The 21,658-nt window shown below is 53.5% G+C and carries 21 protein-coding genes and 1 other RNA gene; 12 read left to right on the forward strand and 10 right to left on the reverse strand.

Annotated features, from left to right (window positions below):
• Positions 1–15: 15 nt before the first annotated feature.
• The 5 genes from lon (at position 16) to K6958_RS05945 (ending at position 6,004) form a co-directional block, all read left to right on the forward strand.
• Entirely contained in the window at positions 16–2,370 is a 2,355-nt protein-coding gene (gene lon, locus K6958_RS05925) for an endopeptidase La (RefSeq protein ID WP_249893796.1), read from the forward strand.
• Between the two features lie 213 nt (positions 2,371–2,583).
• Entirely contained in the window at positions 2,584–2,856 is a 273-nt protein-coding gene (gene hupB, locus K6958_RS05930) for a nucleoid-associated protein HU-beta (protein WP_038627591.1), read from the forward strand.
• A 246-nt stretch (positions 2,857–3,102) separates the two neighbouring features.
• Entirely contained in the window at positions 3,103–4,971 is a 1,869-nt protein-coding gene (gene ppiD, locus K6958_RS05935) for a peptidylprolyl isomerase (RefSeq protein ID WP_249893797.1), read from the forward strand.
• A 139-nt stretch (positions 4,972–5,110) separates the two neighbouring features.
• A complete protein-coding gene (locus K6958_RS05940; protein WP_249893798.1) occupies positions 5,111–5,497 on the forward strand; it encodes a ComEA family DNA-binding protein in 387 nt (128 codons plus the stop codon).
• 108 nt (positions 5,498–5,605) lie between these two features.
• Positions 5,606–6,004, forward strand: coding sequence for a YbgC/FadM family acyl-CoA thioesterase (locus K6958_RS05945; protein ID WP_249893799.1), 399 nt, complete (start codon positions 5,606–5,608; stop codon positions 6,002–6,004).
• Between the two features lie 54 nt (positions 6,005–6,058).
• On the opposite strand, the gene queC is transcribed toward K6958_RS05945, so the two are convergent.
• Both queC and K6958_RS05955 read right to left on the reverse strand, forming a co-directional pair.
• Positions 6,059–6,754, reverse strand: a complete 696-nt coding sequence (gene queC, locus K6958_RS05950; protein ID WP_249893800.1) for a 7-cyano-7-deazaguanine synthase QueC — start codon at positions 6,752–6,754, stop codon at positions 6,059–6,061.
• A 122-nt stretch (positions 6,755–6,876) separates the two neighbouring features.
• Positions 6,877–7,914 carry a PLP-dependent cysteine synthase family protein gene (locus tag K6958_RS05955; RefSeq protein WP_277614717.1) on the reverse strand — a complete coding sequence of 346 codons (1,038 nt, stop codon included), beginning with the start codon at positions 7,912–7,914 and terminating at the stop codon, positions 6,877–6,879.
• Positions 7,915–8,030: 116 nt separating this feature from the next.
• Here K6958_RS05955 and K6958_RS05960 point away from each other — a divergent pair, with 116 nt between their 5' ends.
• From K6958_RS05960 to amtB, 5 genes are all read left to right on the forward strand, one after another.
• Positions 8,031–8,492 (forward strand): Lrp/AsnC family transcriptional regulator, encoded by a 462-nt coding sequence (locus K6958_RS05960; RefSeq protein ID WP_249893801.1) that lies wholly within the window; start codon positions 8,031–8,033, stop codon positions 8,490–8,492.
• Between the two features lie 53 nt (positions 8,493–8,545).
• Positions 8,546–10,324, forward strand: a complete 1,779-nt coding sequence (locus K6958_RS05965; RefSeq protein ID WP_249893802.1) for a SmdA family multidrug ABC transporter permease/ATP-binding protein — start codon at positions 8,546–8,548, stop codon at positions 10,322–10,324.
• Complete coding sequence (locus tag K6958_RS05970) at positions 10,317–12,086, forward strand: SmdB family multidrug efflux ABC transporter permease/ATP-binding protein (RefSeq protein WP_249893803.1); 1,770 nt, start codon at positions 10,317–10,319, stop codon at positions 12,084–12,086. Before K6958_RS05965 ends, K6958_RS05970 begins: the two co-directional genes overlap by 8 nt.
• Before the next feature lie 261 nt (positions 12,087–12,347).
• On the forward strand, positions 12,348–12,686 hold the full coding sequence (glnK, locus tag K6958_RS05975; protein WP_007886947.1) for a P-II family nitrogen regulator: 339 nt from the start codon (positions 12,348–12,350) through the stop codon (positions 12,684–12,686).
• Positions 12,687–12,722: 36 nt separating this feature from the next.
• On the forward strand, positions 12,723–14,006 hold the full coding sequence (gene amtB, locus K6958_RS05980; protein ID WP_249893804.1) for an ammonium transporter AmtB: 1,284 nt from the start codon (positions 12,723–12,725) through the stop codon (positions 14,004–14,006).
• Between the two features lie 51 nt (positions 14,007–14,057).
• Here amtB and tesB read toward each other — a convergent pair whose 3' ends face one another.
• Positions 14,058–14,918, reverse strand: a complete 861-nt coding sequence (tesB, locus tag K6958_RS05985) for an acyl-CoA thioesterase II (RefSeq protein WP_249893805.1) — start codon at positions 14,916–14,918, stop codon at positions 14,058–14,060.
• A 216-nt stretch (positions 14,919–15,134) separates the two neighbouring features.
• On the opposite strand from tesB, the gene K6958_RS05990 reads away from it, so the two are divergent.
• Entirely contained in the window at positions 15,135–15,689 is a 555-nt protein-coding gene (locus tag K6958_RS05990) for a YbaY family lipoprotein (RefSeq protein ID WP_249893806.1), read from the forward strand.
• Positions 15,690–15,719: 30 nt separating this feature from the next.
• Here K6958_RS05990 and K6958_RS05995 read toward each other — a convergent pair whose 3' ends face one another.
• Complete coding sequence (locus tag K6958_RS05995) at positions 15,720–16,028, reverse strand: MGMT family protein (RefSeq protein WP_249893807.1); 309 nt, start codon at positions 16,026–16,028, stop codon at positions 15,720–15,722.
• Between the two features lie 210 nt (positions 16,029–16,238).
• On the opposite strand from K6958_RS05995, the gene ffs reads away from it, so the two are divergent.
• Positions 16,239–16,335, forward strand: an RNA gene (gene ffs, locus K6958_RS06000) — signal recognition particle sRNA small type.
• 40 nt (positions 16,336–16,375) lie between these two features.
• Here the strand turns inward: ffs and K6958_RS06005 are convergent.
• The 6 genes from K6958_RS06005 to acrB all read right to left on the reverse strand — a co-directional run bounded on the left by K6958_RS06005 (position 16,376) and on the right by acrB (position 21,658).
• Positions 16,376–16,594 (reverse strand): HHA domain-containing protein, encoded by a 219-nt coding sequence (locus K6958_RS06005; protein ID WP_249893808.1) that lies wholly within the window; start codon positions 16,592–16,594, stop codon positions 16,376–16,378.
• Positions 16,595–16,621: 27 nt separating this feature from the next.
• Positions 16,622–17,002 carry an Hha toxicity modulator TomB gene (gene tomB / locus K6958_RS06010; protein ID WP_085067696.1) on the reverse strand — a complete coding sequence of 127 codons (381 nt, stop codon included), beginning with the start codon at positions 17,000–17,002 and terminating at the stop codon, positions 16,622–16,624.
• A 148-nt stretch (positions 17,003–17,150) separates the two neighbouring features.
• Positions 17,151–17,504, reverse strand: a complete 354-nt coding sequence (locus K6958_RS06015) for a hypothetical protein (protein ID WP_249893809.1) — start codon at positions 17,502–17,504, stop codon at positions 17,151–17,153.
• Between the two features lie 349 nt (positions 17,505–17,853).
• Positions 17,854–17,994, reverse strand: a complete 141-nt coding sequence (gene ykgO / locus K6958_RS06020) for a type B 50S ribosomal protein L36 (protein WP_249893810.1) — start codon at positions 17,992–17,994, stop codon at positions 17,854–17,856.
• 15 nt (positions 17,995–18,009) lie between these two features.
• Complete coding sequence (locus K6958_RS06025) at positions 18,010–18,267, reverse strand: type B 50S ribosomal protein L31 (protein WP_249893811.1); 258 nt, start codon at positions 18,265–18,267, stop codon at positions 18,010–18,012.
• Between the two features lie 241 nt (positions 18,268–18,508).
• A complete protein-coding gene (gene acrB / locus K6958_RS06030) occupies positions 18,509–21,658 on the reverse strand; it encodes a multidrug efflux RND transporter permease subunit AcrB (protein ID WP_249893812.1) in 3,150 nt (1,049 codons plus the stop codon).

Consider the following 21,658-nt stretch of genomic DNA (forward strand, 5'->3'; position numbering starts at 1 on the left):
CTAAGAGAGAGCTCTATGAATCCTGAGCGTTCTGAACGCATTGAAATCCCTGTGTTGCCTCTGCGCGACGTAGTGGTTTATCCGCACATGGTAATTCCGTTGTTTGTTGGTCGGGAAAAATCGATTCGGTGCCTCGAAGCCGCAATGGATCATGATAAAAAGATCATGCTGGTCGCACAGAAAGAGGCTTCAACGGATGAACCTGGCATTAACGATCTCTTCTCTGTAGGGACCGTTTCTTCTATTTTGCAAATGCTGAAACTGCCGGACGGCACCGTAAAAGTGCTGGTAGAGGGGTTACAGCGGGCACGTATTACCCAGCTGGCCGATAACGGCGAGCACTTCACCGCCCAGGCGGAATACCTGGCTTCCCCTGAGATTGAAGAGCGCGAGCAAGAAGTGCTGGTGCGCACCGCCATCAACCAGTTTGAAGGCTATATCAAGCTCAATAAAAAAATTCCGCCTGAGGTGCTGACCTCGCTGAACAGCATCGACGATGCTGCGCGTCTGGCCGATACCGTGGCGGCGCATATGCCGCTGAAGCTGGCCGATAAGCAGTCCGTGCTGGAAATGTCCGACGTTAACGAACGTCTGGAATATTTGATGGCGATGATGGAATCGGAAATCGACCTGCTGCAGGTAGAAAAACGCATTCGTAATCGCGTCAAAAAACAGATGGAAAAAAGCCAGCGCGAGTACTACCTGAATGAGCAGATGAAGGCCATTCAGAAAGAGCTGGGCGAAATGGACGATGCGCCGGATGAATATGAAGCGCTGAAGCGTAAAATCGACGCGTCCAAAATGCCGAAAGAGGCGCGTGAAAAAGCGGAAGCCGAGCTGCAGAAGCTGAAAATGATGTCGCCGATGTCGGCGGAAGCAACGGTGGTTCGCGGCTATATCGAATGGATGGTTCAGGTTCCGTGGAATGAGCGCAGCAAGGTGAAAAAAGACCTGCGTAAAGCGCAAGAAACCCTGGATACCGACCATTATGGCCTGGAGCGCGTAAAAGACCGTATTCTGGAATATCTGGCGGTACAGAGCCGCGTCAACAAAATCAAAGGGCCGATTCTGTGCCTGGTCGGACCGCCGGGCGTGGGTAAAACCTCGCTGGGGCAGTCTATCGCGAAAGCGACCGGCCGTAAGTATGTGCGTATGGCGCTGGGCGGCGTGCGCGATGAGGCGGAAATCCGCGGGCATCGTCGTACTTACATCGGTTCTATGCCGGGCAAGCTGATCCAGAAAATGGCTAAGGTCGGGGTGAAAAACCCGCTGTTCCTGCTGGATGAGATCGACAAGATGTCGTCCGATATGCGTGGCGACCCGGCTTCAGCGCTGCTGGAGGTACTGGACCCTGAGCAGAACGTGGCGTTCAACGATCACTATCTGGAAGTGGATTACGATCTCTCCGATGTGATGTTCGTCGCGACCTCTAACTCAATGAATATCCCGGCGCCGCTGCTGGATCGTATGGAAGTGATTCGTCTTTCCGGCTATACCGAAGATGAAAAGCTCAACATCGCCAAACAGCATCTGCTGCCGAAACAGATCGAGCGTAACGCGCTGAAATCGAATGAAATTACCGTAGACGACAGCGCGATTGTCGGCATTATTCGTTATTACACCCGCGAAGCCGGCGTGCGTAGCCTTGAGCGTGAGCTCTCCAAGCTGTGTCGTAAGGCGGTAAAATCGCTGCTGCTGGATAAAAATCTCAAGCACATCGAGATCAACGGCGATAACCTGAAAGATTTCCTCGGTGTACAGCGCTTCGATTACGGCCGTGCCGATAACGAAAACCGCGTAGGCCAGGTGACCGGTCTGGCGTGGACGGAAGTGGGCGGCGATCTGCTGACCATCGAAACCGCCTGCGTGCCGGGCAAAGGCAAGCTGACCTATACCGGCTCGCTGGGCGAGGTGATGCAGGAGTCAATCCAGGCGGCGTTAACCGTGGTGCGCGCGCGCGCGGAGAAGCTTGGCATCAACGGCGACTTCTATGAGAAGCGCGATATCCACGTGCATGTGCCGGAAGGCGCGACACCGAAGGATGGCCCAAGCGCCGGTATCGCCATGTGCACCGCGCTGGTTTCCTGCCTGACGGGTAACCCGGTGCGCGCGGATGTCGCGATGACCGGCGAAATCACGCTGCGTGGCCAGGTATTGCCGATCGGCGGTCTGAAAGAGAAGCTGCTGGCAGCGCATCGCGGCGGTATTAAAACCGTGGTGATCCCGGATGAGAATAAGCGCGATCTGGAAGAGATTCCGGAAAACGTTTTGGCCGATCTGGATATCCATCCGGTTAAACGCATTGAGGATGTTCTGACGCTGGCCCTGCAAAATGCGCCCTACGGGATGCAGGTTGCGACGGCGAAATAGTGATTAAAGACAAAATCAGTTAAAAAGCGTCGCTGGCAAGTCAAATGGGACTTGCCAGCTTTTTTTTGTGCCGCTAATTTAGAGGGCTGTTGAAACAGCGACCCAGAGAATTCCCGTTGTTTCGGCTCAACAACCTTGATATAACTGGCTGCGCGTTCGCGTCTGGCTGGAAGTCGGCTGCGATAGTGAATAATAAAAGAGGGGATGAATAGAGTGAATAAGTCACAATTGATCGACAAAATTGCCGCAGACGCTGATATTTCTAAAGCGGCAGCAGGACGTGTTTTAGATGCTTTTATTGGTTCAGTTTCTGATTCCCTGAAATCAGGCGAAGAAGTGGCGCTGGTTGGCTTTGGCACGTTTTCTGTACGTGAGCGTTCTGAACGCACTGGCCGTAACCCGCAGACGGGTAAAGAAATTACCATTCCTGCAAGCAAAGTACCTGGCTTCCGTGCCGGTAAAGCGCTGAAAGACGCGGTGAACTGATTTACGGTCAACACCATTAAAGCAATTTCTTTGGTGGAGTGAGGACTGATATTGCGTTCTCATGTAACATACGGGCACATCAGACAATTGATGTGCCTTTTTTATTCTGACAGGTGACAAACGTCAGCAGCGGATGTCAGAGCATGGCCAGGCGCATTTGGCCTGAAAGCAGCAACGCGCACGCCTGCAAGGATGGGGTGCCTGCGTGAGGTTTACATTCACATTACAGCGGAGTGTTGTCATACCATGATGGACAATTTACGCGCGGCGTCGAACCATGTCGTGCTCAAGATTATTCTGGGACTGATTATCCTGTCATTCGTGCTGACCGGCGTTGGCAACTATTTGATCGGCGGTAACGGCGATTACGCGGCCAAGGTCAACGGCCAGGAAATCAGTCGCGCCCAGCTGGATCGCGCCTTTAATAACGAGCGTAGCCGCCAACAGCAGATGCTGGGCGAGCAGTTCTCGCAGCTGGCCGGCAATGCGGGCTATATGCAGCAGATGCGTCAGCAGGCGCTCTCTCAGCTGGTAGATGAAATGCTGCTGGATCAGTACGCCAAAGAGTTAAATCTGGCGATCAGCGACGAGCAGATCAAACAGGCTATCTTTAACCAGCCAGCGTTTCAGACCAACGGTAAATTTGATAACGCCAAATACCTGAGTTTGATCAACAACATGGGTTTTAGCGCCGATCAGTATGCTGAAGCGCTGCGCAAACAGTTAACCACCCAGCAACTTATTGCCGCTATCGCCGGTACTGATTTTATGCTGAACGGTGAAACCGAGGCGCTGGCGGCGCTGGTTTCCCAACAGCGCGTGGTACGTCAGGCTACGCTGAACGTGGATGCGCTGGCGGCAAAACAGCAGGTTAACGATGATGAAATTAACGCCTATTATGCGCAGCATAAGAATAGCTTCCTCGCGCCGGAGCAGTTCCGCGTAAGCTATATCAAACTTGACGCCGCCAGCATGCAGGAAGCGGCCAGCGAAGCGGATATCCAAAGCTGGTATGAGCAGCATAAAGCTGAGTATGTCCAACCGCAGCGTAACCGCTACAGCGTTATTCAGGCCAAAAGCGAAGCTGAGGCTAACGCGATGCTGGCGCAACTGAAACAGGGCGCGGATTTTGCCACGTTGGCGAAAGAGAAATCCGCCGATCCTATCTCTGCGCGCAAGGGTGGTGATATGGGCTGGCTGGAGCCTTCTACTACTCCGGATGAGCTGAAAGAAGCTAACCTGACCAGCAAAGGCCAGCTGTCAGGCGTGGTGAAATCTTCCGTTGGTTTCCTGATTGTGCGTCTGGATGATATCCAGCCAGAGCAGGTTAAACCGCTGGCGGAAGTGCATGACGCTATCGCGGATAAAGTGAAACAGGAAAAAGCGCTGGATGCTTACTATAAGCTTCAGCAGAAAGTCAGCGATGCGGCAAGTAACGATAACGAATCGTTAGCCAGCGCAGAGCAGGCGGCCGGTGTGAAAGCCGTTGAGACGGACTGGTTCGGTCGCGATAACGTGCCGGAAGCGCTGAACTTTAAACCGGTGCTGGATGCGATCTTCAACGGTAATCTGCAGGGGGAGAACGGCACGCCGGGTAGTAACTCCGATATGATCACTGTTGATGGCGATCGCGCCTTTATCCTGCGCGTTAACGAGCATAAGCCGGAAGCGATTAAAGCGCTGGATGAAGTGAAAACGCAAATCGTTGCAACGCTGAAGCATGACAAAGCTGAAAAGCAAGCTAAAGCGCAGGCGGAAAAAATCCTTGCCGATCTGAAAGCGGGCAAACAGGATGCGTTAACGGCTGCGGGCCTGACCTTCGGTGAGGCGAAAACCTTCACGCGCAGCGATCGTGACGCCATTGTTCAGTCGCTGTTTGCGCTGCCGCAGCCGCAGGCGGGCAAACCGGTCTACGGTACCAGCGAAGATATGCAGGGCAACATTGTGTTGCTGGCGCTGGATGAAGTGAAAGCAGGAAGCCTGCCGGAAGCGCAGAAAAAAGCGATGGCGCAGGGCGTAGCGCAAAACAACGCTCAGCTGGTATTTGATGCCCTGTTAAGCAACCTGCGTAAGGATGCGAAAATCAAGTACGGCGCTGCGGTACAAATGCAGTAATCTCCGCAAAAAAAATGCAACCCGTTGCAAATCAAAAGGCCGCTTTCGCGGCCTTTTCCACATCTCAGCTTTGCCTTTTGTATTGAAACCCGCCAGCCCTTACTGTTGCTCCCGCTGTTACACACAAGGAGACATCAGCATGCACAAGCAATTTCTTTCAGCGCTCTGTTTATCAATTACCCTCAGCGCGCTCTGCTGGACAGTGACGGTTCCCGGCGCGTTGGCGGCCAGAGAAAGCGGCACGGCGGCCAGCAGCGCGATTCAACCTAAGGCGGGCAGCACCGCTAACGCCGCGCCGCCAGTCGCCGGCGGGAAACCACCGAGCACGCCGGCTATAGTGAGCATCAATAGCGCCTCGGCGCAGGAGCTGGCTGCGGTCATGAACGGCATTGGCTTAAAAAAAGCGGAAGCGATCGTTAGCTATCGCCAGCAGTTTGGTCCTTTTACCGAGCTGGAACAGCTAAAAGAGGTGCCGGGCATCGGCAGCTCGCTGGTGGAGCGCAATCTGTCGCGGCTTAAACTGTGATCCTGTTCCCAGCGCGTATGACAACTTTTTCGGCCGCCGCGCGCTACTGCTAATCTGAAGAGGTCATACCAGATCGTATGACCTCTAACATTGATAAGGCAAGGCGCTATGCAGACGCTAATAAAAGTACGTGGCTATCATCTGGATGTTTATCAACACGTTAATAATGCGCGTTATCTGGAGTTTCTCGAAGAGGCGCGTTGGGCATGGCTGGAGCAGCTGGAAGCCTTTCACTGGCTGATGGAAAACCAGCTGGCCTTTGTGGTAGTGAATATCAATATTAACTACCGACGCCCGGCGTTGCTGGGAAATGAGCTCTGTATCACCAGTCGGCTCCTGCAGCTAAACGGCAAGAGCGGGGTGATCGGACAGGAGGTAACGCTGGCAGAGGATGGCGCTGCGATTGCCGATGCGACCTTAACCTTTGTCTGTATTGACCTGAAAACGCAAAAAGCGCTACCGCTGGAAGGGGAACTGCTGACGCGGATGGAAACGTTGCTGAGCTAACGTTGCTAACATGCTGGCAGCCGGGGAAAGCCTGGCTGCCTTTAACCCGAACGCTTAACGTAAGCCGGTTTTCTGCTGCATGCTGTGCATGACGGCAGCACTCTCTTCCTGATAGTTTTTCAGCCCGTTCGCGCGTAGATGACAGGCGGCGCATTCACCACAGCCGTCGCCCTTAATACCGTTATAGCAGGTCAGCGTATCCTGACGTACCAAAGGTAACTGCTGCCAATAATCCGCCAACGCCCAGGTTTCTGCTTTATTCAGCCACATCAGCGGGGTTTCAAAACGTACGGGGCGAGCCATCCCCAGCTCTACGGCATGATTTAATGCTTTAACAAACTCATCGCGACAGTCCGGATAACCAGAGAAATCGGTCTCGCAAACGCCGGTAATCACCGCCTCGGCTTCAACCTGATAAGCATAAATTGAGGCCAGAGTAAGAAAGAGAATATTGCGTCCCGGCACAAAGGTGCTGGGCAACCCGCTGGCGCCAGCGTCATATTGTGGGACCGGGATGTTATCGCGCGTCAGGCTGCTGATAGCCAGCTCATTCAGCAGTGTAACGTCCAGCACTTTATGGGCGCGGGCGCCAAGCCGAATCGCCAGTTCGCGCGCAACGTCGATCTCCTGACGATGCCGCTGGCCATAGTCAAAGGTAACGCAGTGAACTTCGTCATATTGCGCTAACGCCTGGATCAGGCAGGTTGTGGAGTCCTGTCCGCCGCTGAAAACTACCACTGCTCGTTTCATTTTTTAGCCTTACTTATTCTGTTCAGGCTTATGGTAATGCCAGACGCGCAAGAAAGGTAGTCTGTACGGGCGGTTCGCCCCGGGCGGCAACGGCAAGCGGTGAGTTAGCGCATCCGTTTGGATTAGTCGCGCAGCTGCGCCAGCCATGGCGTCAGATCGCCTACCCGGCTCTCGACCCATTGCGTATCGTACCAGGTATCCAGGTAGCGCTCGCCGCTGTCGCAGAGCAGCGTCACAATCGCACCTTCGCGCTGCTGTTGGCGCATGCGCTGCGCCACCTGAATCGCCCCCCAGAAATTGGTGCCGGTAGAGGCGCCCGGTTTTTTGCCGAGGATTTGAGCCAGATAGTGCATTGCCGCGGCGGAGGCAGCATCGGGAACGCGCAGTATCTCGTCGATTACCTCAGGAATAAAAGAGGGCTCGACGCGTGGACGCCCAATCCCTTCAATGCGGCTGCCGACGGCGCTGCGTAAAGAGACGTCACGGGTATGCCAGTAATCGTGAAAAACGGAGTTTTCCGGATCCACCAGCAGCAGACGCGTGGCATGGCCCTGATAGCGTAAATAGCGTCCTAGGGTGGCCGAGGTGCCGCCGGTGCCGGCAGACATCACGATAGTTTCGGGAATGGGAAAAGGTTCGCTGGCCATCTGGCGAAAGATGCTTTCAGCAATATTATTGTTGCCACGCCAGTCGGTGGCGCGTTCAGCATAGGTGAACTGATCCATAAAATGGCCGTTAAGATCGCGCGCCAGTCTTTCAGCTTCCTCATAAATGGCGCAGGGATCCTGAACAAAGTGGCATTGGCCGCCGTAAAAGGTAATTTGTTCTACTTTGCGTCGCGCAGTGCTGGCTGGCATCACAGCGATAAACGGCAGGCCAAGCAGGCGGGCAAACCAGGCTTCAGAAACTGCAGTGCTGCCGGATGAGGCTTCAATTATGGTGGTTCCGGCTTGAATCCAGCCGTTACTCAAGCCATAGAGAAACAGCGAGCGGGCCAGGCGATGTTTCAGGCTACCGGTTGGATGGGTGCTTTCATCTTTAAGGTAAAACCAGATGCCTGGAAATTGGGGCAGGGTAAAACGGATCAGATGCGTTTCGGCTGAGCGCTGAAAATCCGCATTGATTTCATTAATAGCGTATTTAACCCACTGGCTGCTCATGATTCTGTTTCCCCCGATAATAAACGCCCTAGCGTAAGGCATTCAGCGGAAAAAAGGTTTGCCATATTTCCTGTATAATGGAGTATCCATAGCAAAAATTTCTCCGGGAGGGGCAGGTGTTAGATAAAACCGATCGTAAGCTGCTGGCGTTGCTGCAACAGGATTGTACGCTTTCGCTGCAGACGTTAGCCGATGCCGTTAATCTCACCACCACGCCCTGCTGGAAACGGCTTAAAAAGCTGGAAGATGACGGTATTATTCGCGGACGCGTCGCGCTGCTGGATAAAGAGAAGCTGGGGCTGGGATTAACCGCCTTTATGTTGATTAAAACCCAGCAGCATAACCGTGAGTGGTACCAGGAATTTGTTAGCGTGGTGCAAGGCCTGCCCGAAGTGATGGCCTTTTATCGCATGGCGGGCGAATATGATTATCTGTTACGCATCCAGGTTGCCGATATGAAGCAGTATGATGCGCTGTATAAACGTCTGGTTAACGGCGTCAGCGGCCTGATCGACGTAACCTCCAGTTTTGCTATGGAAGAGATAAAATACACCACGGCATTACCTGTTGAACCCTGATCTTTTCTACAGCCTGTTAAGGCTGATCGTTTAACCCTGCAGGACAATTTTTTGTGCGATTGTTTAGCCAGTTAAGTTGGTATTTTCTTCGTGAGTGGCGGCGCTATCTCGGCGCGGTTTCTCTGTTAATCGTCATTGCGATTTTGCAGCTGCTGCCGCCCAAAATCGTGGGCATTATCGTCGATGGCGTTACGCTGCATAACCTGAGCGCAGGTTCCGTGATGATGTGGATCGGCGTTATGCTGGTGACCGCGTTGGTGGTTTATCTGCTGCGCTACGTCTGGCGTGTGCTGCTGTTTGGCGCCTCCTATCAGCTGGCGGTTGAGCTGCGAGAAGATTTCTATCGCCAGCTGAGTCGGCAGCATCCCGAGTTCTATCTGCGTCACCGTACCGGCGATCTGATCGCGCGCGCGACAAACGATGTCGACCGCGTGGTATTTGCCGCCGGGGAAGGGGTGTTAACGCTGGTAGACTCGCTGGTAATGGGCTGCGCGGTGCTAATTGTGATGAGCACGCAAATCAGCTGGCAGCTTACGCTGCTGGCGCTGGTGCCAATGCCGATTATGGCAATGATGATTAAGCGTTACGGCAGCCAGCTGCACCAGCGCTTTAAACTGGCGCAGGCGGCGTTTTCCTCGCTTAACGATCAGGCTCAGGAAAGTCTGACCAGCATCCGCATGGTGAAAGCTTTCGGCCTGGAAGATCACCAGTCGCGGCAGTTTGCCGCTATCGCCGCCGATGCCGGGGAAAAAAATCTGCGCGTGGCGCGCGTGGATGCCCGTTTCGATCCCACTATCTATATCGCGATCGGCTTATCCAATCTGTTGGCGATTGGCGGCGGCAGCTGGTTTGTCTGGCATCAGCAGATGACGCTGGGTCAGTTAACCAGTTTCGTTATGTATCTCGGCCTGATGATTTGGCCGATGCTGGCGCTGGCGTGGATGTTTAACATCGTTGAGCGCGGCAGCGCAGCCTGGAGCCGCATCCGCTCGCTGCTGTCAGAAGCGCCGGCGGTGGAAGACGGCAGCAAAATCCTGCCGGAAGGACGCGGCGTGCTGCAGGTGGCGATTCGTGAATTCAGCTATCCGGGCAACGCAAAACCGGCGTTGAAAAATCTCAATTTTAACCTTAAGCCGGGGCAGATGCTGGGGCTTTGCGGCCCGACCGGCGCCGGGAAAAGTACGCTGCTGAGCCTGATCCAACGCCATTTCGATATCTCCCAGGGCGATATCCGCTATCACGCCATCCCTTTGACGCAGCTGCGGATCGACAGCTGGCGCGGGCGGCTGGCGGTAGTGAATCAGACGCCGTTTCTGTTTTCCGATACCGTAGCCAACAATATTGCGCTGGGCCGTCCCGGCGCCAGCCGCGATGACATAGAACGTGCGGCTAAGTTGTCAAGCGTACATGAGGATATTTTGCGTTTGCCGCAGGGATATGAAACCGAGGTGGGTGAACGCGGCGTGATGCTTTCCGGTGGCCAGAAACAGCGCATTTCTATCGCGCGTGCCCTACTGCTGAATGCCGAAATCCTGATTCTGGATGATGCGCTTTCGGCGGTAGATGGGCGTACCGAGCACCAGATTTTGCATAACCTGCTCCGCTGGGGCCAGGGACGCACGGTGATTATCAGCGCCCATCGATTGTCGGCGCTGACCGAGGCGAATGAGATCCTGGTTATGCAGCAGGGCGTGGTGGCGCAGCGCGGCGATCATAACGCACTGTTACAGCAGCCAGGCTGGTATAGCGATATGTATCGCTATCAGCAACTGGAGGCCGCGTTGAATGAGGATGAAGATAGCCGTAGCAGCGAGGAGAAGCATCATGGCTGATACCAGAAAACTTTGGCCGACGCTGAAAAGGCTACTCTCCTATGGCAAACCCTGGCGCAAAGCGCTATCGCTGGCGGTGCTGATGCTATGGGTCGCCGCCGCTGCCGAGGTGTTGGGCCCGGTGCTGATCGGCTACTTTATCGATAATTTAGTGGCTCAGCACCGGATGCCCATTGGGCTGGCGGTTGGGCTGGCCAGCGCTTTTATTCTGCTGCAGGCGCTGGCGGCGTTGCTACATTACTGGCAGGCGCTGCTGTTTAACCAGGCGGCGGTGGGAGTTGTACAGCGTCTGCGCTCCGATGTGATGGACGCCGCTTTGCGGCAGCCGCTCAGCGCCTTTGATCAGCAGCCGGTAGGCCAGATTATCTCACGCGTAACCAACGATACCGAAGTGATCAAAGATCTGTGGGTCACGGTGGTGGCGACCGTCCTGCGCAGCGCGGCGTTAATTGGCGCGATGCTGATCGCCATGTTTAGCCTGGACTGGCGGATGGCGCTGGTGGCGGTAGTGATTTTCCCGCTGGTGCTGACCGTGATGCTGATTTATCAGCGTTACAGCACGCCGATTGTTCGACGGGTGCGCAGCTACCTGGCCGATATCAATAACGGTTTCAACGAAGTGATTAACGGCATGAGCGTTATCCAGCAGTTCCGTCAGCAGGCACGGTTCGGCGAACGGATAGGGGAGGCCAGCCGTTCGCACTATCTGGCGCGTATGGAGACGTTAAGGCTGGATGGGTTTTTGCTGCGGCCATTGCTCAGTCTGTTTTCCGCCGCCATTCTGTGCGGGCTGCTGATGCTGTTTAGTTTCTCTACGGTCGGCGTATTTGAAGTCGGCGTGCTGTACGCCTTTATTAGCTATCTGGGGCGGTTAAACGAGCCGCTGATTGAATTAACCACGCAGCAATCGATGCTGCAGCAGGCTATCGTGGCCGGCGAGCGTATTTTTGAATTAATGGATGCGCCGCGTCAGCATTACGGTCAGGAGCAGCAGCCGTTACACAGCGGCCGCATTGATATTGAGCATCTTAGCTTTGCCTATCGTGACGGACGCAATGTGCTGGAGGATATTTCACTACAGGTGCCTTCACGTAGTTTTGTCGCGCTGGTCGGCCATACCGGCAGCGGGAAAAGCACGCTTGCCAGCCTGTTGATGGGCTATTATCCGGTGAAGCAGGGCCGCATTTATCTGGACGGGCGTCCGCTGGATCAGTTCAGCCATCAGGCGCTGCGTCAGGGGGTGGCGATGGTACAGCAGGATCCGGTGGTGTTGGCCGACAGCTTCTTCGCCAATGTGACGCTGGGACGCGATATTAGCGAGCAGGCGGTATGGGAGGCGCTGGAAGCCGTTCAGCTGGCGGAGCTGGCGCGCGGCCTTACCGACGGCATCCATACCCGTCTTAATGAACAAGGCAATAATTTGTCGGTAGGACAGAAACAGCTGCTGGCGCTGGCGCGCGTACTGGTTGCCGAGCCGCAAATCCTTATTTTGGATGAAGCGACAGCCAATATCGATTCCGGTACCGAACAGGCAATTCAGCGCGCCCTCCAGGAAGTCAGAAAGAAAACCACGCTGGTGGTTATCGCGCACCGGCTCTCTACTATTACCGAGGCCGATACGATTTTAGTTTTGCATCGTGGCCAGGCGGTTGAGCAAGGGACGCATCCTCAGCTACTGGCGCAACAGGGGCGTTACTGGCAGATGTATCAGTTGCAGCAGGTGGGGAGTGAGCTGACAACGGGCATTGCCGAAGGTACATGACGCTTTTTCGCACTCTTTTCAGGCATGATTATCAGAAAGTTCCCTATGAATGCACGCTGAAGCGGCTTAACGCACCATAAAGGTGCATTTTTTCTGGCTGCTCCCGCTCCTTTTTCCCCGCTCACGGCCTGCTTATTCTGAGCAGGCCGCTGTTCTGCGGCTTACCGCGACACTTTTACTTTTCCCGCACAGCTGGCACATCCTTTGCTTTAGTCCTCTTGTGTCAGATGCCTGACCAACATGATTAAGTGAGGGGAGCGTATGAAGCTGGTTACCGTAGTCATTAAGCCATTCAAACTGGAGGACGTGCGCGAAGCGCTCTCTTCTATCGGCATCCAGGGACTGACCGTAACGGAAGTTAAGGGATTCGGTCGGCAAAAAGGCCATGCCGAACTCTATCGTGGCGCTGAATACAGCGTGAATTTCCTGCCGAAAGTCAAAATTGATATTGCTATTGCCGACGACCAGCTGGATGAAGTGGTTGATGTCATCAGCAAGGCGGCCTATACCGGCAAAATTGGCGACGGCAAAATTTTTGTTGCTGAGTTGCAGCGCGTAATCCGTATTCGCACCGGTGAAACTGACGAAGCCGCCCTTTAAGCCGGGTTCTGTATATTGTGATGGGATGGAATAAAAATGAATAAATTAATGACCAAAGGCCTCGCTGGCCTGGCGCTGTTACCATCGCTGGCGATGGCGGCGCCTGCCGTTGCGGATAAGGCGGATAACGCCTTTATGATGATTTGCACCGCGCTGGTGCTGTTTATGACGATTCCGGGGATAGCGCTGTTTTATGGCGGCCTGATCCGCGCTAAAAACGTGCTTTCACTACTGACGCAGGTTTCAGTAACCTTCGCCATGGTCTGCGTTATCTGGGTGCTGTATGGCTATTCCCTGGCGTTTAGCGAAGGTAATGCCTTCTTCGGCGGCCTGAACTGGGTGATGTTAAAAAATATCAGCCTGACTGCGTTAAGCGGCACCTTCTATCAATATATTCATGTAGTTTTTCAGGCCTCTTTTGCCTGTATTACCGTCGGGCTAATTGTCGGTTCCATTGCCGAACGCATCCGTTTCTCCGCCGTGCTGATTTTTGTGGTGATTTGGCTGACGCTGGCTTATCTGCCGATCGCCCATATGGTCTGGGCAGGCGGCTTCCTGGCGCAGGATGGCGCGCTGGATTTTGCCGGCGGTACCGTGGTGCATATTAATGCCGCCGTTGCCGGTCTGGTTGGCGCTTATCTGGTAGGTAAACGCGCCGGCTTTGGCAAAGAAGCTTTTAAACCCCACAACCTGCCGATGGTGTTTACCGGTACGGCCATCCTGTATGTTGGCTGGTTTGGTTTTAATGCCGGCTCGGCGGCGGCGGCGAATGAAATAGCGGCGCTGGCCTTCCTGAATACTGTGGTGGCGACGGCGGGTGCGGTACTGACATGGACCTTTGGCGAGTGGGCGCTGCGTGGGAAGCCTTCGCTGCTGGGCGCCAGTTCCGGCTTTATCGCGGGTCTGGTGGCGATTACGCCTGCCTGTGGCTATGTCGGCGTCGGCGGTGCATTGCTGATCGGTCTGATTGGCGGTCTGGCCGGTCTGTGGGGCGTTACGGTACTGAAAAAATGGCTGCGCGTGGACGATCCTTGCGATGTGTTCGGCGTCCATGGCGTTTGCGGTATTGTGGGTTGCATTCTGACCGGCGTGTTTGCCTCCTCTTCGCTGGGCGGCGTGGGTTACGCTGAGGGCGTGACCATGGGCCATCAGATCTGGGTACAGCTGCTTAGCGTGATCCTGACCATCGTCTGGACCGGCGTGGTAGCCTTTGTCGGCTTCAAAGTGGCGGATATGCTGGTAGGGCTGCGCGTACCGGAAGATCAGGAGCGCGAGGGTCTGGACGTCAACAGCCACGGCGAGAACGCCTACAATCAGTAAAACGCATTAAGTAAAAAAGGACGATGCCTGGCATCGTCCTTTTTTATGTTATTAACTGCGTTGCCGCATTACGCCTTCCTGCACGGTGGAGGCCACTAACACCCCTTCCTGCGTATAAAACTCTCCGCGCACAAAGCCGCGCGCGCTGGAAGCTGAGGTGCTTTCCACGCTGTAGAGTAGCCACTGATTTAAATCGACCGCACGATGAAACCACATTGAGTGATCGATGGTAGCGACCTGCATACCCGGCTCAAGGAACCCTTTGCCATGCGGCTGAAGCGCAACCGGGAGAAAGTTAAGATCGGATGCGTAGCCCAGCAGATATTGATGTATGCGCGCATCGTCAGGCATGGCGCCGTTCGCACGTAACCACACCTGGCGCGTCGGCGCGTCGACATGGCCCTTTAATGGATTGTGAAAGGTCACCGGGCGAATATCCAACGGTTTCTCGGCCAGGAACTTCGCGCGCACCTTTTCCGGGATCATCGCAGCCAGCTGCTGGGCGATTTCCGTTTCACTGGGTAAGCCTTCCGGGCCGGGAACCTCAGGCATTGGCTTTTGATGCTCAAATCCGCTTTCCGGCGCCTGGAAAGAGGCGGTCATATAAAAAATAGGCTGGCCGTTTTGAATGGCGGAAACGCGACGTGCGCTAAAGCTATAGCCATCCCGCAGCGTTTCAACATCATAAATAATCGCTTTCTGGCTATCGCCGGGCCGGAGAAAATAGCTGTGGAAAGAGTGAATATTGCGTTCAACAGGCACGGTTTGCTTGGCTGCATGCAGCGCCTGACCCACTACCTGTCCACCAAATACCTGGCGTAGGCCTAAATCCTCGCTTTGGCCGCGAAACAGGCCTTCCTCTAGTTTTTCCAGCTGCAGCAGGTTAAGTAAATTGGTTAATGCCTGGCTCATGAGACGTTCCTCGATAACGTTACCGGTTTAGTTTGCGAGATCCGACCAGTCTCTGCAACTGTCGCCACACGTTAAAGGTTCGGTTAACAAAAATGAAGCGGGCGGCCGCCAGGCAAAAAAGTGAATCCTGTGCCAGAATTAAGCACATACAGCGTTTTATAGCTGTTTCGGCCAATTTGTCGCCGATACGACATTGATCAGAAGGAGAGGTTATCAATGAAATTCTGGCATGTAATGAGCGGAGCAGCGCTGGCCGTTGCCCTTGCAGGTTGTGCAGATAAAAGTGCAAATATCCCCATTCCGACTCCGGGCGCAGAGTTAGCAGGACAACCGGTAATTGCCCAGCCTAACGTGAGCGGTTCGATTTATATTCGTCAGAAAGTTGCATTACCGCCTAACGCGGCCTTAACGGTAACCCTCTCAGACGCCTCGCTGGCAAATGCCCCGGCTAAAGTACTGGCGCAGCGCGTGGTCGTTACCGAAGGTAAACAGGCGCCTTTCCGTTTCACTCTGCCCTTTAATCCTGCCGATATTCAGCCTGACGCGCGTATTCTGTTAAGCGCCGCGATCACCCTGGATAATAGAGTGATTTTTATGACCGAATCGGTTAAACCGGCCATCAATAATGGCGGTACAAAAATCGACCTGACGCTGGTGCCTGCCACATCGGTGGCCATGCCGACCCAAAGCGGCGCGGCGACAAGCATTCCGGCGACGTCGCCAACGCAGGTTACGCCATCTTCATCCATACCGGCACCAACCAGCTTCTAAGTTTGTTGATTGGGCCAGCGTTGCTGGCCCTCACCATTGCCAGCGGTAGCGCGCCAGATCCACCTCTCCTGCGTCACTGATTGCAATCCCTTCCGCCTCCAGCGCATCACGCTGACGCAGCAAATCATCACCCTGTAGCGAAATTTGTCCGTGGCGGTTAATAATCCGATGCCAGGGCAGGCGACTCCCTGCGGGCAGGCGTTTTAACACGCCGCCAACCTGGCGTGCCGCGCGCGGCGAACCAGCCAGTCGTGCGATGTCGCCATAGGTGGCAACGGTTCCGTAGGGAATAGCGGCGATAACCTGTATCACGCGCTGTGAGAAGGAGTCATTTTCCATAGCGGTTCCTGCTTTAGCTTTCGCGTTATCCTCGCAAAAAGCAGCGTCTGAAGAAACAGTTATGGCCATGAAAACCGAGATGGGAGAAAAGAGCGCAAGTAAACCGGAGATTGTTTAATAAAACAACGGTTGCGGGCGTGCGGCTTGCATTTACCCCGGCCATCATTGATAATGCCCCCGCTCTGTAACGGAGCGCGTCAATGGGGGCCCTGTTGGTTCTCCCGCAACGCTAACTTGTGAACTCGGTCAGGTCCGGAAGGAAGCAGCCGCAGCAGGTAACGCGTGTGCCGGGATGTAGCTGGCAGGGCCCCCACCATTTTTACCCATCCCGCATTCTTCTTACCTATTTAACGTACATATTTCCATACTGATACTGGGACTTTATCGTAAAGTTTATTCATGGTTAATTCAGCCAGACGGTGATCGGCGGCAGAATAAAAAACGGCCAGTTCATCATCGGGTAATTCATATTTATTCTTTTCAATAACACGCTCAAGTGTATCAATTGATCGACAACGTCTTAAGCGCATCAGATAGTCAGTTTTGGTCATAAGTTTTTCTGTCATGGTTAAACCATAATAAATGAATGGTTGCTAAAATGAATGGCTTGGCTGTAAAGGAAGCTGAGCACACTCTTCTGCGAAAAGGTTAAACAAACGCCTGGCGGAACGTTGCCAACGTTGCAGATCCTGAACATTAATGCCGTAATTACTGAAAAGCATAAAGGTATCGTCGAGGTAATCATCAATTTGAACAATCAGATCCTCATCCTCAGCATGCTTTATTTTATAATTCATCGTGAATGAAGCGATATGTTCAATCAGATCATTCAGTTGTAAATTAGAGGCAGACGTAGGGTCATTGACCCAGCCATGGTGGCTGTCGCCTAACGTTGCCATACTTTCGTCGTACAGATTCTCACACAAGAAATTCAACTGGGCAATATCATGCCGTTTCGGTGAGTATTCGTCCATCTTTTTTCCCTCCATACATCGACCATTGTCTGCATGCGAAACAGCGAAAAAAGCACTGTACTGTAAGCTTAATATTAAGATTCGTTAGTTAAACAGACAAGGTAAATATAACGTAAGCTTGTTCTTTTCAGATAAGGTATGAGTAACGTTAAAGTTCATCGGCGGTAGAAGGGCGCGCGTTATCAATAAAGTTAAAAGCCAGCGCGCCAGGAATAACTTCAAATTCAACGCTTTCCCGTTGGGTTTCTGTCTGATTAATGTCAAGACAGGCATTGAATACATTCCAGTCGAACTGATAGATCAATTTATATCTGCCATTACTCATTGGCTCTACAGAAATAACGTTAACCGTTCCCGGAACAAAAAGCGCATTTTGCGAATACCATTGTAAGTCGCCGATCAGCATTTTTTCTATTTTAGGAATATTCTGTAGAATGATATTTTTTAATTTTAGCGGATCTCTGTCATCTTGCAAAATATCGCACGGGATAATTTTTCGCACTTTACCTCCGCAGGGTTTATCTGAGCTTAAGATAAGAATGGGATTAAGTATGCCTGAAGGCAAGTCAGGTTAATTAAAGCTGGCTCTAATTTTATGACAGCAGATGTCCTGCTGGTAACCACTTCTGTTTCATTGGTTTTAACCTAGCTTATTGAATTTTATGTTGTTACATCCAGAGGAAGGATTTAATTGTCCTTTTTACTGACATAAAAGGATACAATTTTTCTACAAGGATCCTTTAGGCGTTATCTGCGGTGGGGCAGTTTAGCGTAACTAAAATAAGGAAATTAAAAGGCGCGGGATAAAACAAAATCAATCAGGCCAGCGGGAGCGCCAGCCTGGGTAGTACCTAACGTTTTTTCTTCCCGCCCTGGACCGCTTTAAAGCGCGGGTTAGTTTTGCAGATAACATATACGCGGCCATGTCGACGCACCACTTTGCAGTCTTTATGGCGCACCTTAGCGGCACGTAATGAGCTTAAGACTTTCATAATTCTCTTTCTTCCTTACTCACTTTTACCAAAAAAGCGACCATAGCGTTGATTAAAGCGCGCAGAGCTTCCTTCTCGGCTGTAGTCTTTTTGCTTGCCCGTATAGTGCGGATGGGAAGCGGAAGAGACATCTAGCGCCACATAGGGAAAGGTTTCGCCACCAATCTCAATGGTGCGATCGGTTTTGATCGTCGATCCGGTTTTAAAATAGTGATCGGCGCTGGTGTCGTGAAAAACGACGGTACGGTAATGAGGATGAATACCCGGTTTCATAACGGCTCCTTTTGATATGTTATATCATAACAAATAGTATGCGCCTTTCATTGGCTTTATGCAACCGGCAGGATCGATACATCGAAAGGGCGCAAAAACACTTACACAAGCGTACAGAGTACCAATGCGCGGAAATGCTGCTGATAACAGACAACTGAGCAATAAACCAGGCGGGCAGGGCAGGAAAGGGCTGAGAAGGGATAAAAAAGAGGCCACGTAAGTGGCCTCCAGATAAGATTAATTACTGTTGATGCTCGACAGGATGGCCGTGTTCCAGCTCTTCCTTGTGTTTGCTGAAGCGACGACGCACCACAACAAAGAACACAGGAACAAAGAAGATCGCCAGAACGGTTGCGGTCACCATGCCGCCCATTACGCCGGTACCTACCGCGTTCTGCGCGCCGGAACCTGCGCCAGTACTGATAGCCAGCGGCAATACGCCAAGGATGAAGGCCAGTGAGGTCATCAGGATAGGGCGCAGACGCATACGGGTTGCTTCCAGCGTCGCTTCCACCAGGCCTTTGCCCTCTTTTTCCATCAGATCTTTGGCGAACTCCACAATCAATATGGCGTTCTTCGCCGACAGCCCCACGGTAGTCAACAGGCCTACCACAAAGTAGACGTCATTGCTTAGGCCGCGCAGCGTGGTAAAGATCAGGGCGCCAATTACCCCTAACGGCACTACCAGCATAACCGCAAACGGAATTGACCAGCTCTCATAGAGCGCCGCCAGACACAGGAACACCACGATCAGCGAGATGGCATACAGCGCGGGGGCCTGGTTACCAGAGAGGCGTTCCTGATAGGACATACCGGTCCAGTCATAACCAATGCCCTGCGGCAGCTGTGAAGCCAGCTGTTCCATCATCGCCATCGCATCGCCCGAGCTGCGGCCCGGAGCCGGCTGGCCCAGGATCTCCATAGACGGCAGACCATTATAACGCTCCAGACGCGGCGAGCCATATTGCCACTGCGCCGTAGAGAAGGCTGAGAAAGGCACCATTTCACCGTTAGAGGCGCGTACGTACCACTTGTTGATGTCGTCCGGCAGCATACGTGAGTCGGCTTTACCCATCACATACACTTTTTTCACGCGGCCGCGATCGATAAAGTCGTTAACGTATGAGCCGCCCCAGGCCGCACCCAGCGTGGTGTTGATATCGGAAATAGAGACGCCCAGCGCCTGAGCCTTTTCCTGATCGACAGTTAGCTTATACTGCGGCGTATCTTCCAGACCGTTAGGACGCACACCGACTAAGGTATCAGGATGCTGCGCTACCATGCCCAGCAACTGATTACGTGCCTGCATCAGCTTGTCATGTCCCAGGTTAGCCTGATCGATCAGCTCAAAGTCGAAACCGGTCGCGTTACCCAGTTCGATAATTGCTGGCAGGTTAAACGGAATCACCATGGCATCTTTAATCGAGCTCAGCGCCTGCATGGCGCGACCCGCAATAGCCGGTACCTTGTTTTCAGCGCCGCCGCGCTCTTCCCACGGCTTCAGGCTGACGAAGGCGATACCGGTGTTCTGTCCACGACCGGCAAAGCCGAAGCCGTTAACCGTAAACACCGACTCAACGTTGGCTTTCTCTTTGGTCAGATAGTAGTTGGAAACCTCATCCAGCACTTTCTGCGTACGCTCCTGCGTTGCGCCGGCCGGCAGCTGCGCCTGGGTCAACAGCAATCCCTGGTCCTCTTCCGGCAGGAACGAAGTCGGCAGACGCATAAACAGCACCGCCATGCCGATAACAATCAGCAGATAAAGCAACAGATAACGACCGGTGCTACGTACGATATGCCCAACGCTATCCACATAGTGGTTAGTGCTGCTATCAAACAGGCGGTTAAACCAGCCGAAGAAGCCAGTGGTTTTACCGTGATCGCCTTTTTTGATCGGTTTCAGCATGGTGGCGCAAAGCGCGGGGGTCAGAATCAACGCGACGATAACCGACAGCACCATGGCGGAAACAATGGTAATGGAGAACTGACGATAGATAACCCCGGTTGAGCCGCCAAAGAAGGCCATCGGAATAAATACGGCGGAAAGAACCAGCGCAATACCAACCAGCGCGCCCTGGATCTGCCCCATCGATTTACGCGTTGCCTCTTTCGGCGGCAATCCTTCTTCGGCCATCACGCGCTCGACGTTTTCCACCACCACGATGGCGTCATCCACCAACAGGCCGATAGCCAATACCATCCCGAACATCGTCAGGGTGTTTATTGAGTAGCCGAACGCGTTAATAATGGCGAAGGTCCCTAACAGCACCACCGGCACCGCAATCGTCGGGATCAGCGTAGCACGGAAGTTTTGCAGGAACAGATACATCACCAGGAACACCAGCACGATGGCTTCAAACAGCGTTTTTACCACCTCGAAGATCGAGATTTTAACAAACGGCGTGGTGTCATACGGGTAAACCACTTTCAGCCCGGCAGGGAAAGTGGGGGAGAGTCGCGTCAGCTCAGCTTTCACCGCTTCAGCGGTATCCAGCGCGTTAGCGCCGGTCGCCAGCTTGATACCGAGACCGGCGGCCGGTTGGCCGTTGAAGCGCGCGATGATTTCATAGTTCTCACCGCCCAGCTCAATAGTGGCCACATCACGCAGACGAACCTGAGAGCCATCCGGATTCACTTTCAGTAAGATTTTACCGAACTCTTCCGTCGAGGTCAGACGCGTTTGCGCAATGATCGAGGCGTTAAGCTGTTGACCTTTCACCGGCGGCGTACCGCCTAGCTGACCGGCTGCCACCTGGGCGTTCTGAGTAGAAATCGCATTGACCACGTCGACCGGGGTCAGCTGATAGTTATTCAGCTTATGCGGATCCATCCAGATGCGCATCGCATACTGCGCGCCGAACAGTTGGGTATCGCCCACGCCGGTGGTACGGCTGATAGGGTCTTTAATGTTAGAAGAGACAAAGTCCGCAATATCGTTCTGCGTCATGCTGCCATCTTCGCTCACAAAGCCCGCCACCATCAGGAAGCTGCTGGAGGATTTTTCAACCTGGATACCCTGCTGCTGTACCTCCTGCGGCAGAAGCGGCATCGCCAGCTGCAGTTTATTCTGCACCTGCACCTGAGCGATATCCGCGTCAGTACCAGACTGGAAAGAGAGGGTAAGCTGCAACGCGCCGGATGAATCGCTATTAGAGGACATATACATCAGTCCATCAATACCGTTCATGTTTTGCTCAATAACCTGAGTTACCGAGTCCTGCAGCGTTTTAGCATCCGCGCCAGGGTAGTTTGCGTTAATCTGTATCGCTACGGGAGCAACGTTTGGATATTGCTCAATCGGCAGCTTAAGAATCGATAGCGCACCCGCCAGCATGATAATGATGGCGATTACCCACGCAAATATGGGGCGATCGATAAAGAACTTAGCCAT

It is taken from the genome of Mixta hanseatica (genome assembly GCF_023517775.1).
Taxonomy (GTDB): domain Bacteria; phylum Pseudomonadota; class Gammaproteobacteria; order Enterobacterales; family Enterobacteriaceae; genus Mixta; species Mixta hanseatica.

Excerpts from the sequence above, each read along its gene's own strand:
- K6958_RS06025 (WP_249893811.1), bottom strand. The coding sequence starts at position 18,267 with ATGAAACCGGGTATTCATCCTCATTACCGTACCGTCGTTTTTCACGAC.
- tomB (WP_085067696.1), bottom strand. The coding sequence starts at position 17,002 with ATGGACGAATACTCACCGAAACGGCATGATATTGCCCAGTTGAATTTC.
- K6958_RS05945 (WP_249893799.1), top strand. The coding sequence starts at position 5,606 with ATGCAGACGCTAATAAAAGTACGTGGCTATCATCTGGATGTTTATCAA.
- amtB (WP_249893804.1), top strand. The coding sequence starts at position 12,723 with ATGAATAAATTAATGACCAAAGGCCTCGCTGGCCTGGCGCTGTTACCA.
- ppiD (WP_249893797.1), top strand. The coding sequence starts at position 3,103 with ATGATGGACAATTTACGCGCGGCGTCGAACCATGTCGTGCTCAAGATT.
- lon (WP_249893796.1), top strand. The coding sequence starts at position 16 with ATGAATCCTGAGCGTTCTGAACGCATTGAAATCCCTGTGTTGCCTCTG.
- acrB (WP_249893812.1), bottom strand. The coding sequence starts at position 21,658 with ATGGCTAAGTTCTTTATCGATCGCCCCATATTTGCGTGGGTAATCGCC.
- K6958_RS05990 (WP_249893806.1), top strand. The coding sequence starts at position 15,135 with ATGAAATTCTGGCATGTAATGAGCGGAGCAGCGCTGGCCGTTGCCCTT.
- tesB (WP_249893805.1), bottom strand. The coding sequence starts at position 14,918 with ATGAGCCAGGCATTAACCAATTTACTTAACCTGCTGCAGCTGGAAAAA.
- K6958_RS05970 (WP_249893803.1), top strand. The coding sequence starts at position 10,317 with ATGGCTGATACCAGAAAACTTTGGCCGACGCTGAAAAGGCTACTCTCC.
- K6958_RS05995 (WP_249893807.1), bottom strand. The coding sequence starts at position 16,028 with ATGGAAAATGACTCCTTCTCACAGCGCGTGATACAGGTTATCGCCGCT.
- K6958_RS05940 (WP_249893798.1), top strand. The coding sequence starts at position 5,111 with ATGCACAAGCAATTTCTTTCAGCGCTCTGTTTATCAATTACCCTCAGC.
- queC (WP_249893800.1), bottom strand. The coding sequence starts at position 6,754 with ATGAAACGAGCAGTGGTAGTTTTCAGCGGCGGACAGGACTCCACAACC.
- ykgO (WP_249893810.1), bottom strand. The coding sequence starts at position 17,994 with ATGAAAGTCTTAAGCTCATTACGTGCCGCTAAGGTGCGCCATAAAGAC.
- glnK (WP_007886947.1), top strand. The coding sequence starts at position 12,348 with ATGAAGCTGGTTACCGTAGTCATTAAGCCATTCAAACTGGAGGACGTG.
- K6958_RS05955 (WP_277614717.1), bottom strand. The coding sequence starts at position 7,914 with ATGAGCAGCCAGTGGGTTAAATACGCTATTAATGAAATCAATGCGGAT.
- K6958_RS06005 (WP_249893808.1), bottom strand. The coding sequence starts at position 16,594 with ATGACAGAAAAACTTATGACCAAAACTGACTATCTGATGCGCTTAAGA.